This window comes from Paenibacillus canaveralius (genome assembly GCF_047238265.1).
Lineage (GTDB): Bacteria > Bacillota > Bacilli > Paenibacillales > NBRC-103111 > Paenibacillus_F.
Genome location: NZ_JBDFMM010000001.1, coordinates 4597500 through 4611366 on the forward strand (window position 1 = coordinate 4597500; position 13867 = coordinate 4611366).

Annotated in this window: 12 protein-coding genes; 2 read left to right on the plus strand and 10 right to left on the minus strand. The window is 55.7% G+C overall.

Annotated elements, in window-relative coordinates; translation table 11 throughout:
• Window positions 1–13: 13 nt before the first annotated feature.
• From ABC395_RS20780 to ABC395_RS20800, 5 genes are all read right to left on the minus strand, one after another.
• Window positions 14–799 carry a glucose-1-dehydrogenase gene (locus tag ABC395_RS20780; protein WP_413005775.1) on the minus strand — a complete coding sequence of 262 codons (786 nt, stop codon included), beginning with the start codon at window positions 797–799 and terminating at the stop codon, window positions 14–16.
• Between the two features lie 173 nt (window positions 800–972).
• Window positions 973–1095: a YjcZ family sporulation protein gene (locus ABC395_RS20785; protein ID WP_413005776.1), complete on the minus strand. Its 123-nt coding sequence runs from the start codon at window positions 1093–1095 to the stop codon at window positions 973–975.
• Between the two features lie 185 nt (window positions 1096–1280).
• A complete protein-coding gene (locus ABC395_RS20790) occupies window positions 1281–2144 on the minus strand; it encodes a metallophosphoesterase (protein WP_413005777.1) in 864 nt (287 codons plus the stop codon).
• A 551-nt stretch (window positions 2145–2695) separates the two neighbouring features.
• Window positions 2696–3217: a glycosyl-4,4'-diaponeurosporenoate acyltransferase CrtO family protein gene (locus tag ABC395_RS20795; RefSeq protein ID WP_413005778.1), complete on the minus strand. Its 522-nt coding sequence runs from the start codon at window positions 3215–3217 to the stop codon at window positions 2696–2698.
• Window positions 3217–4866 (minus strand): glycosyltransferase, encoded by a 1650-nt coding sequence (locus tag ABC395_RS20800; RefSeq protein WP_413005779.1) that lies wholly within the window; start codon window positions 4864–4866, stop codon window positions 3217–3219. The genes ABC395_RS20795 and ABC395_RS20800 overlap by 1 nt, the downstream gene beginning before the upstream one ends.
• 347 nt (window positions 4867–5213) lie before the next feature.
• Here ABC395_RS20800 and ABC395_RS20805 point away from each other — a divergent pair, with 347 nt between their 5' ends.
• Entirely contained in the window at window positions 5214–6722 is a 1509-nt protein-coding gene (locus ABC395_RS20805; RefSeq protein WP_413005780.1) for a phytoene desaturase family protein, read from the plus strand.
• 201 nt (window positions 6723–6923) lie between these two features.
• On the opposite strand, the gene ABC395_RS20810 is transcribed toward ABC395_RS20805, so the two are convergent.
• Entirely contained in the window at window positions 6924–7961 is a 1038-nt protein-coding gene (locus tag ABC395_RS20810) for an AI-2E family transporter (RefSeq protein ID WP_413005781.1), read from the minus strand.
• Between the two features lie 600 nt (window positions 7962–8561).
• Between ABC395_RS20810 and ABC395_RS20815 the strand changes: the two genes are divergently transcribed.
• Complete coding sequence (locus tag ABC395_RS20815; RefSeq protein ID WP_413005782.1) at window positions 8562–8975, plus strand: hypothetical protein; 414 nt, start codon at window positions 8562–8564, stop codon at window positions 8973–8975.
• 97 nt (window positions 8976–9072) lie between these two features.
• On the opposite strand, the gene ABC395_RS20820 is transcribed toward ABC395_RS20815, so the two are convergent.
• The 4 genes from ABC395_RS20820 to rnhA all read right to left on the minus strand — a co-directional run bounded on the left by ABC395_RS20820 (window position 9073) and on the right by rnhA (window position 13601).
• Window positions 9073–10059 (minus strand): ABC transporter permease, encoded by a 987-nt coding sequence (locus tag ABC395_RS20820; RefSeq protein ID WP_103995923.1) that lies wholly within the window; start codon window positions 10057–10059, stop codon window positions 9073–9075.
• Window positions 10049–11569 carry a sugar ABC transporter ATP-binding protein gene (locus ABC395_RS20825; RefSeq protein ID WP_413005783.1) on the minus strand — a complete coding sequence of 507 codons (1521 nt, stop codon included), beginning with the start codon at window positions 11567–11569 and terminating at the stop codon, window positions 10049–10051. Before ABC395_RS20825 ends, ABC395_RS20820 begins: the two co-directional genes overlap by 11 nt.
• A gap of 72 nt (window positions 11570–11641) precedes the next feature.
• A complete protein-coding gene (locus ABC395_RS20830) occupies window positions 11642–12754 on the minus strand; it encodes a sugar ABC transporter substrate-binding protein (protein WP_413005784.1) in 1113 nt (370 codons plus the stop codon).
• A 205-nt stretch (window positions 12755–12959) separates the two neighbouring features.
• Window positions 12960–13601 (minus strand): ribonuclease H, encoded by a 642-nt coding sequence (rnhA, locus tag ABC395_RS20835; protein WP_413005785.1) that lies wholly within the window; start codon window positions 13599–13601, stop codon window positions 12960–12962.
• Between the last annotated feature and the right edge of the window lie 266 nt (window positions 13602–13867).

A 13867-nucleotide genomic window follows, 5' to 3' on the forward strand; every position in this document is an offset into this window, starting at 1 on the left:
CCTCCTCTCTCTGTCAGCCTTTTCCTCCCTGGAACGACGGATACTTGGTCATTCCTCCGTCCGCAAACAGCGTAATGCCGGTGACATAGCTGGACTCCGACGATGCCAGCCAGGCGGCTACGGCCGCAATCTCTTCCGGTTTGCCGATATATCCCATCGGAATCAGGGCTTCCACACCGGCGCGCGCCTCCTCGTCGGCGAATTTCGTTTCGTTGATGGGCGTATTGATGGCCCCCGGTCCGATATTGTTCACCCGGATCCCTTTGGGCGCGAATTCCAGCGCCAGCGTTTCGGTCATCATTTTGATACCGCCCTTGCTCGCCGCATAATGGACGAAATGGGGCCACGGGATCATTTCGTGCACACTTGAAATGTTGATGACGGCCCCTCTGATTTCATGTTCCAGCATATAGGAAATAGCTTCCCGGCTGCCGAGAAACGCCCCGGTCAGGTTCACGTCCAGCACTTTGCGCCAATCGTCGGCGGACAGTTCCTGAGAAGGGACTTCATTCTCGATTCCAGCGTTGTTAATCATCACGTCCAAAGACCCGAAATGTTCGTGTGCGGCTTCGACAAGCTTCTTCACGTCCTCTTCTTTCGTCACGTCTCCCCGGAGCGCCAGCGCCCTGCCACCCGCGCCTTCCACTTCTTCGATCAAAGCGGGAATGCTTTCCTCGTGGCTCAAATAATTGATCAGAACATTCGCTTTCTCTTGGCCGAAACGGACGGCGGCCGCTCTTCCTATCCCCGTGGACGCTCCTGTAATGACAATCGTCTTTCCTTCCAGATCCTTGTACATGGCGTTACCTCCTGAATGTCGGAATGCGGGCCTTATTGAAGACCTCCACCTTACTTACACGTTTCGGAAGGAAAAAACACATAAAAAAAGAACAAACCCCGGCTCTAAAAAGCCTGGAGTTTGTTCATGAACGTTTACCGCCGTTGATCCGGCCGCCGGAACTTATAAGAGAATTAGTACAGGAATGCGCGGGAAATGATAACCAGCAGAATAAACAGAACCAGAATTGCACCCGCGCTCGTACCTATGCCCACGGGTTTTCCACAGCCTACGCCTACTCCTCCGTAATAACCCATCTTTCGTATCCCCTCTCGGTGAGTTATTGTCTTACCGTACACTATATGTGGGTGCGAAAAGATGGAGTGGACGTCAGCCCGCATTCGTTCAAAATGAACGCTATTCCGCCGGAGCCTACTCCAGGTTCTACTGGGGGGATTCTACTGAGGGGTTCTGCTGGCGGTCCTTTGGGGAGTCAGCGGAGTTACAGACGCTTTTTTAACGTGAGCACCGTCAGTTCCGGCCGGCACCAGAACCTCACGGGGTGCAGGGTCATCCCTATCCCCCGGTTCGTATACACGTGAAGCTTGCCGCCGCCGAGTTTGTATAAGCCGTCGACGTACTTGCGGCCGTACATCGGCGTCGTAATCGCGCCGTAGAAAGGCAGCCGCACCTGCCCGCCGTGGCTGTGCCCGGACAGCTGCATATCGACCGGTGCCTTCAGCGCGATATCCGCGAAATCCGGCGCATGGGAGAGCAGGAGCACGAAGTCGTCTGCGCGTGCGCCCTTCAGCGCCCGGTTCAAATCCGGGCGGCCTTCCCACATGTCGTCAACGCCGGCCACCCGTATCAGCGACCGGTCTTTGCCGACCGCGACGGACCGGTTCGTGAGCAGCTCGAAGCCACCCGGCTTCAGCACCTTCTCCGTCTCGCCGGGAGTGCCGTAATAATCGTGATTGCCAAGCACCGCGAATTTACCGAGCGGAGCTTTGAGCGCAGCCAGTGCCTGGCTGACTGCCGGAGCTTCGTACACGCGGTAATCGTACAAATCACCGGTGAAGCACAGCAAATCCGGCTTGAGCGCGTTGATCCTATCCACCAGCTGCGGAAGGTCTTTCGGCGCCAGATAAGGGCCGATGTGAACATCGCTGAACTGGACGACACGTACGCCATCGAACGCCTGCGGCAGCCGTTCCAGCTCCAGCCGGACATGCTTGGTACGGATCCAGTGCGGCTCGGCAAACCGCGCGTATCCGTAGGAAACAAAAGGGGCTGCCAACAAAGCGCCTGCCACAAATCTGCCTTTTGCCAGAAAGGCTCTGCGTGTCATCTTCGGATTGGGGTCCATCGTGTTTCCTTTTCCTTTCTCCGGTATTATTTGTACCCGATTTTACCATGTCTCCTGCCGGAAGGCCAAAAGTGCAGGGGTTCTCTTTCTTCCGCATAGTTAGCGCAGCGGAAAAAACGCCCAAAAACAGAAAATAGAAACAGAAGAACCCGCCAGCCATGCTGACGGGTTCTTCTTATGTTCGTTTTACTGCCTGTAGCGGTTATGTGTCCATCTGCTTCTTCCTTGTGCCATGGCTACTATGGCGGAAAGAAACCCACTGCCGTTTCTATAGAAAATGTCGTTAGTATGCTCATATAGAAGGCTCGAAGAAACGGCCTTGTTTTCTAGTTCCTAATGATCTCTGAATAAAGAAATGACCAATTAGTGTTCCTAAAACAATGAAAGCCCTGCCTCTCTTTCATCCTTGCGGCTCCGATGACCGCGCCAGTGTGAATCAAGTAACACGGTAAACAAATTCTTAGGGTTGTTGGAATTTGATTCGGTGGAGGAATGTTATTCATAAAAGAGGAACTAAAAAAGAGGGTTTAACAATACAATTACACATTATATCACAGGTGGTTAGCATTTTTCAACACCCAATTTTGATCAGACGCGCTCATCCGCTGCAAAACCCGCTCCAGGCGGATTCGATTATAGCGCTGGGCAAGTACACAGGGCACATTAACAAGTACGGCATAAACCAGCATAATAACGCCCACCCACGCCTCATTCCATAGAAAAAAGAGCGGCGCCGGCAGCATCACCAGGTAATGGGTAAACTCGGCCCGGCGTGATTCGGCAATAAACGTTCGGAAATAAGCCGGATTTTTGGCCGCCAGATGTTTTTTGGCAAATCCGCCCTTGAAAACGTCGCCGCCGTCCGGCAGAAGTCCTTTCCACGCCTTGATGCGGAAGACACGTTCGTAAAACTTCCCGCTTTTCTCCCATCCCCGCTGACTGTACAAAGCACGGTCCTCCAAAAAATGTTCGGCCGGAATCCGGAAAGCCCCATAAGAAATAAGAAGGTGAAAAAATAGCCAAGCCGCCGTATTGATCACCACCGTCCATAACGGCGTAAACACAATGAGCATCAGGACGCCCCCCGATTCTTAGTTACGGAAATATCTCTTCCTTTCCAGGAGACCCGTTTTCTTAGAAAGGTCAGAACCGCCGACCAGCCGAACAGGCCGAAGAAAAAAATTAACGGCACCGGATACAATAAGCCCGTCAGCAAGTGAAAATTTCCGGTTCTTCGCAGCAAAATCGTTATTTGCAGCGCATAAGCGGTGTAGATCAGCGCCGCAATAAGCAGCGGCTGGCCCGCGCCGGTCTTCGGAATGACGGGCTGCACGGCCGATGCCGCAGAGACAGCAAATCCGACCGTACTCGCAGGCCGTACGTCATCGACCGGGGCTGACGCACCTGGCCGCCCGACAGACACCGCTGCGGAAACCGGCGTCACGGCCTCGGTGACGGACGAGGCGGGCTTGGCAGCCGAATCGGCAGCGGACCGGCTGACGGACGAGGCAAGCTTGGCGGCCGAATCGGCAGCGGACCGGCTGACGGACGAGGCGGGCTTGGCAGCCGAATCAGCAGCGGACCGGCTGACGGACGAGGCAAGCTTGGCGGCTGAATCGGCAGCGGACCGGCTGACGGACGAGACGGGCTTGGCGGCCGAATCGGCAGCGGACCGGCTGACGGACGAGGCGGGCTTGGCAGCCGAATCAGCAGCGGACCGGCTGACGGACGAGGCAAGCTTGGCGGCTGAATCGGCAGCGGACCGGCTGACGGACGAGACGGGCTTGGCGGCCGAATCGGCAGCGGACCGGCTGACGGACATCGCCGCCGTGACGGCCGTTTCCCCCAGCCGGATGCCGGCCGAAGCTCCGCCGGCCAGCCACAGCACGACGGCCAGCAAAACCGGCAGCGCCGTCGTCCGTGCTCCCGAGGCGAAGCTTTTGCTCCAGCCTCGCACGAGAGACCCCATGCCTTCCGGATACATCCGGAAGGCGACGGTACCGCGGCCCGCCCGGCAGACGAGCGGCAGGCCCGATGCCTGGAACCGGCGGCCGAGCGCCAGGTTCTCGAGCACTTCGCCCCGCACGGCCCAGTGGCCTCCGGCGGCGGTGTAATCGGCCCTGCTGCATACGATGCAGGGCCCGAAGGACGCCTTCGGCGCGACCATGTCGCCGAAGGGAGTGAACGCGGCTGTCGAAGCCGGCACGATGAGGTTGAAGAAGGCCGACAAGTGCTCGTACGGCCTCTTCACCTCATGGTACGGCTGCACCGACAGCAGCCCGCCCTTTCGCGCCTGCACGGCGAGCAGGCGCTCCAGCCCGTCTTCCTCGAGGCGGATGTCCGCATCGAGGAAGACGAAGACGCTCCCGCGGGCAGCCTCAGTCCCGCGGTGGCACGCCCACGGCTTGCCGAGCCAGCCGGCCGGCAGCGGGCCCGGAGCTACCACGCGGGCCCCGCTCCTGCGGGCAAGCGCGGCTGTGCCGTCGGTGGATCCGTCGTCGACGACGATGATCTCGCCGGGTGGAACGCTCTGCGCCGCGAGTGACGCCAGCAGCGGAGGGAGGCGCCCCTCCTCGTTGCGCGCGGGCACGATGACCGACACGTGCCGGCCGCCGGACGGACTCTTCCTCTCCGCCGGACTGATGCGGCACACGCCGGTCCTCCAGAGCAGGAACCACCCCGTCACCCAGCCGAGTATTACAATGATCGAGCCGTAGAGCATGAATTCCCTTCTCCCTCCGGATTCAACTGTAATTTGCCGGTGTATGTATACGTAACGGTTATTTTTGACAAACCTTATACAAACAAATTACAACCCGGGAGAAGCCTTGTCAACATACCGTCCTTTTTCAAGAAAAACCCATGAACAAACTTGGCCGGGTAGAAGTGTAAGTCGGGGAGGTTACGGTTTACGGTTTACGGTTTACGGTTTACGGTTTACGGTTTACGGTTTGCGGTCTGCGGTTTACGGTCTATGCACTATCATCTGCGGTCCGTGAATTCCCCATCCGTCACCCCCGAGTGCGTAGACGCACAATCCAGTTACATATCCGAATGGAGGGTTAACACATGAGTAAAAAAGTTGCAGTCATAGGAGGCGGCCTCGGCGGTCTTTCCGCCGCGATCCGTCTGGCGTCCGACGGGCACAAGGTCACCGTTCTGGAGAAAAGCGCCCGGGTCGGAGGCAAGCTGAATCAGCGCAGCGGCCAAGGATATACGTTTGACACGGGCCCCTCCATATTAACGATGCCGTGGGTGCTGGAGCAGCTTTTTGCCAGCGCGGGACGCAAGGTGGAGGACTACATGACCTTCGTGAGGATTGAACCGCAGTGGCGCACCTTTTTCGAAGACGGAGTCCAAATCGATGTAACGAGCGATCTTCCCGCGCTTTTGGAAGAAATCCGCAAGGTGTCTCCGGCGGACGCCTCCTCCTTCCTCAGCTATGTCCAATATTGTCAGGACATGTACGAACTGACCCAAAAAAGCTTTTACAAACGCAGCTTGGCGGGTCTCGGCGATATGCGCAGCCTGCACACGCTGAAAGATCTTATTGCCATGAATCCTCTGAAATCGATGGATCAGACGACCGGCAAATTTCTGAAGGATAAGCATCTGCAGCAGCTGTTTAATTTTTTCATTATGTATATCGGCTCCTCCCCCTATCAGGCACCCGCCATTTTGCACCAGCTTATTTATGTCCAGCTCGGGCTCGGCATTTATTACGTGGAAGGCGGCATGTACAATATTGCCCGGGGAATGCAGAAGCTTTGCGGCGAGCTCGGAGTCGAGATACGCACGGATGCTCCCGTTGCTCAAATTTTAACGGAAGGGTCCCTTGCTGCGGGTGTACGGCTGTCGGACGGTGAAGTCGTCGAAGCCGATCTCGTCGTGTCCAACCTGGAAGCCGTGCCCGCCCATCGGTACCTGCTTAACGAGCATACGGGCGCGAAGCAGACCGAAACCAAACTGAAAGAGAAATACGTGCCGACGGTTTCCGGTCTTGTTCTCCTGCTCGGGGTGGATAAAATCAGCGAAAGTCTCGCTCATCACAACTTTTTCTTCTCCGAAGATCCGGCCCAAGAATTCCGGCAAATTTTCGAAGAAGGCAGAATGGCGGACGATCCGACCGTATACATCGGGATCTCATCCAAGTCCGATCCGACCCAGGCCCCCGAAGGCCGCGAGAATCTGTTCGTCCTGACGCATGTCCCCCCTCTCAAGGAAGGGGAAACCTGGGCTTCTCATAAAGACGCCTACCGCGAAGTTGTATTGAACAAGCTGGAACGGATGGGCCTGACGGGACTTAGGGAACATATCGAATTCGAATATACATTCACACCCGATGATATTCAATCGCTCTACGGATCTAACGGAGGCTCCATATACGGCGTCGCCACGGACCGCAAGCTGAACGGCGGCTTTAAAATTCCGAGCCGGAGCGAGCTGCTCGGCAATCTCTACTTCGTCGGAGGCTCGACTCATCCGGGCGGCGGCGTACCGATGGTGACACTATCCGGTCAGCTTACGGCCGACCTGATTGCGGAGGACTTGCAGCGGAGCACGGAGAAAACCGGCTGAAGCGACATTCACTCTCGCTGCGGGGGTGATCCGTCTCGGGCCACACTTGGCGTAAGTCTCACCCGGCAGACCTACTGCCCGTGCAAGAACCTCGCCAAGGTGTCTCAAACGGTCATCGCGTGCAGCCATCCGTGAGCCTTTTGCCGGCGGGAACAAACCAAAAAGAGCAAACATCCCTTAGGGACGCTTGCTCTTTTTGATTTAAGAAGAAACGGTCTCTTTTTCCCGGGTCACATCCAGTACGTCCAGCAGGAACATAAAGATCGGAATCCCGATAATCAGCCCCCACACGCCCATAAAATGCTCGGAGAAAATGAGGACGATGAAAGTATAAAACACGGGGAGATTCGTTTTGGCCGACATCAGTTTCGGATTCAGCATGTAGGCTTCCAGCGCATGAAGGACAGCGACCAGAATAAGCACATACACCACCATCATGATCCCGCCTATGCTGTAGGCAATCGTACAGAGCGGAATCAGGGATATGATGACGCCCGCCACAGGGACAAGACCCAGCAGGAAAATCATCAGGCCGAGGCCGAACAGCTGAGGAAAACCGAGAATCCACAATGCGATGACGGACAAAATGCCGTTGACAAGCGCAATGAGGAACTGGGCTTCCAGCACCTTACCGAAAGAGTGGACAAAACGGCTGCCGAAATAGGCCACCTCTTCGTAAAACGCCGCGATTTTGCTGTCTTTGAACTTCGCGGTAAAACGGATGATTCTCGGCTTCTCAAGCAGGAAAAACAAGCTGAGGAGCAGGGCGATGAAAACCTGCAGCAGCACTTTTCCGATGTCGGTCACCGATTTGAACACAAAACCGAAGCCCTGGTTCATATACTTCGAAAGCTCGGTCTGTTCAATGTAAGGTTTAACGAGGTTGATGATATAGCTGAGCACTTCGTTGTCCTGCGGCTGGGTATAAAATTCATACAGCTGCCTGACGACCTGCGATACCTGGACGGCCACGACAGGCAAATACCTGTACATCCCTATCCCCAGCAGCGCCAGTATAACCACGTACAGAATCGCCACGATCCAGCGCCGGTCCACTCTCATATACCGGTTCAGCCTGGATGAGACGAACGACTGCATACGGTCCATCAGAAAAGCGAAGATGAACGTAAGCAGAATGAGATTGATCATGCTCTGCATAGCATAAAGAATAAGGGCAAGCAGGGCGAAGATCAAAATTCTCCGAAAACCTTTGCTTTGAAAATATTGTCTGGTAAACATGTGCTGGTGTGCTCCTATCCTCACAAAACTCGGGGCCTTTCCGCCCGCTCTAACTCTCTCTACTATATAACGAATTGACGGGAAGATGGTTCCGGTATTTCAAAACTTTCAGAAAAATTTGGCGGGCGACAGGCCCCTGCCTGGCGATTATGATAAAAAGTATGAAAAAGGAGGCGGTTTTATGCGGGAACTTCCAGCGTCTTTGCGGCAAATGTTGCGCAACGGCTGGTTCTGGGTCGCTGTGGCGGCAGGGGCGGTTGCCGGAAGTTTGAGCTGGCTGCTGTACATGAGGCTCTAGCCGGCTTGTTTGTTCCATGGCGCCGTAAAACAGGCAGGACGCTTTCTCTCCTCTTATACATCCTGTCTAACAATCGGTCATTCTAAACCCCGGAGAGTGAAAGTTTGATAGAATCCGAACGTTTTAAAAGCAGTCCGCTTCAGCCGTTAGCTGGAGTTGACTGTTTTTTTCGTATGTAATGCTTATTTGCTGCAAGGAAGCTTCCTTTTTTACAAATACTAAATTTACATTTTTACCTTTTTATGCTATTTTTTAAGGAGGTTGGCCAACCTAGCATTTATTATACCCTGGAGGTGTCATTAATGAAAAAAATCGTTGTTCTCACACTTCTTTTACTGCTGACCTTAGGAGCTTCTTCCGCTTACGCCGAAACCGAGCCTAACGATACTTACACAACTGCCAATGTGTTGTCTCAAGGAGCCAACTACGGCAAACTGAGCGGTTCGCTCGACAGAGACTGGTGGTCCGATCAAGTTCCGGCCGGCAGCGTACACAAAGTTACTCTCACGTCTCCTGCCAACTACCCTTACCTGATCACGCTTTATACGCTTTCCCCGCTCGGTCTGCCCGTTTACCACTCCTCCGCCAGCGGTAACGGTTCGGTCACGCTGAACGGCGGCGCGTCCGGAACAAATTATTTCGTTAAAGTGACGCCTGCTTTCCTGAACGTCGATACGAGAAAAAATTACACGCTGACTCTGTCCACGGTCGAATAAAACGATTCGTTTTCGGACGGCGCCGGATTTTGTAAGAGTCTGATTTTCAAAAAAGACCTTGAAGGATTTCCTTCAAGGTCTTTTGCCCGTGCCCGCCTTATTGGCGCCGACGGTTCAAGTGAACGAACGTAACGGCAAGCGCCGCAAGAAGCACGCCTCCTTTGATAATATCGAAGGAGTAATACGGCACGTTCAGCATCGTCAGGCCGTTCAGCAAAATGCCGATCAGCACCGCGCCGAAGAAAGTGCCGATTACATTCGGCTTGCCCGCGCCCAGGACGGAGTAGCCCACGAACACGGCCGCCACCGCTTCCATAAGCAGGGGAGCCCCCGCGTCGATCTGGCCCGAGCCGATCCGGGCCGCATACAGGATGCCCCCTATCGCGGCGAAGAGCCCCGAGAGCACATAGGCGGCCGTCCGCACGCGGTTCACGCCGATGCCGGACAACCTGGCGGCTTCGCGGTTGCCGCCCGTAATATACAGCTGACGGCCCCAGCGTGTGTACGTCAGGAAAATATGGACGGCCGCTACCGCGATAATCATCAGGACGACGGGAACCGGCAGGCCGATGATTTTCCCCTGGCCCAGCCATTTGAAGCTCTCCGTCACTACGCCTTTGGCCGTTGTGCCGTCGGGCATCGGCATGTTGTTATAGACCGAGAAGCCTTTGGTGTACGTTTTGTGCGCCCCTGCGATTATATACATCACCGTCAGCGTGGCAAGCAGGTCGGGAATGCGCACCTTCACAATCAGGAAGGCGTTGAGCAGACCGATTCCGATTCCGATCGCCAGAGGCACCAGCAGAACCACGATCAGGGGCTGCTCGTACCAGACCATCAGCGAAGCGGCCACCACGGTCGTGATGGAGACGGTAGAACCGACAGACAAGTCGAACCCGTCGACAATCTGCGACAAAGTGACGCCGATCGCCACGAACGTGACAATGGATATGGAACGCAAAATATCAAAAATATTGTCGTAGCTTAAGAAGTTCGGGTTTGTAATGGAAAAAAAGACAAAAACCGCGGCGATGACGACAAGCGTCCCGTAGCGGAACGAAACGTCCAGTGCTTTATCTTTCAACGTGTTCGGCCTCCCCTGCGCTGGCGTAAGATAAAATGGCTTCCGCCGTCGCTTCCTCGCGGCTGAGCTCGCCGGTGATCCGGCCGTAGCTCATGACGAGAATCCGGTCGGCGATCCCCAGAATTTCGGCAATTTCGCAGGACAGGTAGATAACTCCCTTGCCTTCCTGCGCCAGCTGGCCGATCAGCCGGAAAATGTCGCTCTTCGCGCCGACATCCACACCCTTCGTCGGCTCGTCGAACATGTACACCGAAGCGTCGGTCGGCAGCCACTTGCCTACGGCCACCTTCTGCTGGTTGCCGCCGCTCAGATGCTTCACCGGCCGGTCCGGCTGAGACGGCTTCACCCCGAGCTCGCCGATCAGCCGCTCGGCGTGGCCGCGCTCCTCACGCCTGCGGACAAATCCGCCGGCGCTCAGGCTCCGGAGAATCGGCAGCGACAAGTTGCGCTGGACCGATTCCTCCACAAGCACCCCCTGCTTGCGCCGCTCCTCCGGCACAAGCACCACGCCTGCGCGTACGGCATCCTCCGGCTCACGGAGCCGCAGCCGTTTGCCGCGCAGGGAGACTTCGCCGCCGTCGGCACGGTCGGCTCCGAAGAGCAGCCGGCTCAGCTCGGTTTTGCCGGCGCCGACCAGGCCCACGATGCCGAGGATTTCGCCCTCGCGGAGCGTGAAATCGACCCCGCGCACCTTCGTTCCGCGGCGCAGCCCCCGGACCTCCAGCACTTCCGCGCCGAGGTCCGCCGGCAGCTTGGGAAACTCCTCGGCGAACGTCTTGCCGAGCATCGTTTCAATGATTTCGGCGTGGCTTGCATCCCGGGCGGGCTTCGTGAGCACGCGGCTTCCGTCCCGCATAACCGTGATCCGGTCGCACAGCCGCGTCACTTCCGCCAGCCGGTGCGAGATGAACACGCAGCCGACACCGTTTGCCTTCAGCCGCTCCATAATGGCGAATAGCTGCTCCGATTCGTCCAGGCTGAGAGGCGCCGTCGGCTCGTCGAAAATGACGCACTTCGCCGCATGAGCCACCGCCCGGGCGATAAGCACGAGCTGCTTCTGCGCGATGGTCAGTTGCGACGCCTTCAGCTTCACCGGGATGTCCGAGCCCATCGAATCGAGGATTCTCGCCGCCTCCCGGTTCAAGGTGCCCCAGCTCAGCCAGGCGCTCCCGTGCGCGACGCTGTCCAGCAGCACGTTCTCCGCCACCGTAAGCTCCGGAACGAGTGCGGTATCCACTTCCTGATACACGCAGAAAATACCTTGGCGCATCGCATCCTTGGGAGACGCAATCGGAACGGGCGCGCCGTCGATTTCGATCGTTCCCGCATCGGCCGTATACGCGCCGGACAGTATCTTCATGAGCGTGCTTTTACCCGCGCCGTTCGCGCCGAGCAGCCCGTGAATTTCGCCGCCTTTTACTTCAAAATCCACTTCCGACAGGGCTTTGACCCCGGGAAATGTTTTCGTAATGCCGTTCATCCGCAGCACGGATAGTGAAGTCGTCGTCATGGTGAACCGTACTCCTCCCCGAACTTTCAAAATCCCATCGTCAACAACCCGATGGGATTTCGCGTGTTCTTCTTATTTGCCCGACTGTTTCTCGGCTTCTTTGAGCCAGTCAGTATAACCCTGCTGGCTGTTGCCCCAGCCTTTCACGTACTGGCTGAGCTCCGCCGTCGTAACTTTCTTGTCTTTCGGCAGCTCGTCTCGGGAGACGAACACCGGCTCCAGGACGACTTTCTCCGGAGTCTGATCTCCGTGAAGCTTCTGATACAGGTAGCGGACTTGAATGCGTCCGATATCTTTCGGATCGACAGCGGCGGAAGCTACCCAGGAGCTGTTCGCATCCTGAATGAGCTGAAGGTCTTCGTCGCTCATGTCGATGCCGTATACTTTAATTTCCGTACGGCCCGCCTGCTGAATGGCGCGCGTCGCTCCTTTGGCGAACTCGTCCCAAGCCGCCCATACGGCCGTAATATCGCCTTTGTTCGGATATTTTTTCAAGATCGCTTCCATTTGCGCCTGCGTATCCAGTGCCGGGTTCTGCGCGTTGCCGAACGCCGCGATTTCTTTAATGTCTTTGTTCTTATCCAAGAATGCTTTGTAAGCGATCTGGCGGCTCTCCATCGGAGGGAATCCTGCTACCCACACTTTGACGATGTTGCCCTTGCCGCCAGCGTCTTTACCGAGCTGTTCCAGCGTCAGTTCGGCCAGCTTCTGGTCGTTCTGCTCCAGGGCCACGATGCCGGGTCCTTTGACGTTGGAATCGAACGCGACGATCGGAATTTTCTTCTCCACGGCTTTGTTGATTCCGTTCTGAAGGGCATCCGGTGTTCCGTGATCGAGTAGAATACCATCGAATTTCTGGTTGACGGCCGCATCCAGGTTGGAAGCCATCTTCGTCAAATCGCCGTCCGCAGGAATTACCGTTACCGTACCGCCAAGCTTGGTAACCTGCTCTTTCACGCCTTCGACGTACTGAGCCGAGAATGTGCCCAGGTTCTGACGCATAATCAGCGCGACTTTCTTGCCCGCCAGGGTATTAGCTTTATCTCCGCCAGCCGGCGAGGCGCCCGGTGTCTGCGCGGCCGATCCCGTAGTTGTCTCCGTGTTTGCTTTGCCGCATGCCGCCACCAGACCGACGATGAGAATCATCATAGTGAAAACATGGACAACTTTGCGTATCCCTTTCATAGTTCCATCTCCCCCGTTGTTCATTTTCTGTGTAAAAATCTCTTTAATCCAAGTATTCCAGTTGGATTAAGGCATATCATACTGTACGTCCTTCTTTTCGTCAACGAAAATTTTAGGTGCTTTTGCGCAGCTTCCCGGGCGGCCTTTTTGCGCATAACTAAAAAAAGCTCTCAGCCCGGAGAATGTTCCGGTCTAAGAGCCTGGCTTATTTACGGCCGAAATCGGCTTTGATTTCGCCCCACTTTTTGGTATCCCATTTCACGATTTTATTGGCATAGGTGTTGGTGCGGACCCACTGGAGCGCGCGGTCTACCAGGGTCCATATTTCTTCGGTCGAAGCGTCCCTGACCAGGTTGGAGGCTACCTCTTTTTTGCGGAGCCAGCTAAGGGCCGTCATCGAATCGGTATAAATGGTTTTGCTGCTTCCCTGCTTCTGCAAGTACGCGAGGGCGTGAACGATGGCGAGAAATTCTCCCATGTTGTTCGTTCCTTTGGAAATCGGTCCCCTGTAAAAAATCACTTCGCCCGTTCTCGTATCCACGCCTTTGTATTCCACGATTCCGGGATTGCCGGAACAGCCCACATCGACGGAAATGCTGTCGTAATCCACCTCCGGAGGCGCCTCGGATTTACCGGAAGCCCCCGTTCCCGCGGACTTTTTCTTCGAACCGAAATCGAGCGATTTCTGCCAGCCGCGTTCAAAAGCGGCCCGCGCCTCGGCCTCCGTCGGATACGACTTGTATTTGGCCTGCGGAAACGCATCGGTTTGCTCCTTGCACTGGGCCCAAGTCGAATAGATTCCCGGGGTTCTGCCCACCCACACCACATAAAACTTTTTATCGGCCATACTTCCCTTCCTTTCCATGCAAAGGGGTCGTTCCGGACAAGCTTGTGAAACTTTGTCCCAATCCCCGGCCTATAGTTTATCACAAAACGCCGGGGTTACGCCTCTCACTCAAGCCTCCTTACCGCCCTTCGTAAAGAAACGCGCATCTTTTATTTCATGGATGCTTTCGACTTTTTCTACCTATTTATACACCTCTATCCAGGCGCTTTTCGACAAGTTAAAAATTTTTATAAAAGCATGAGTATTTTTAACAAAACGGTTCATAC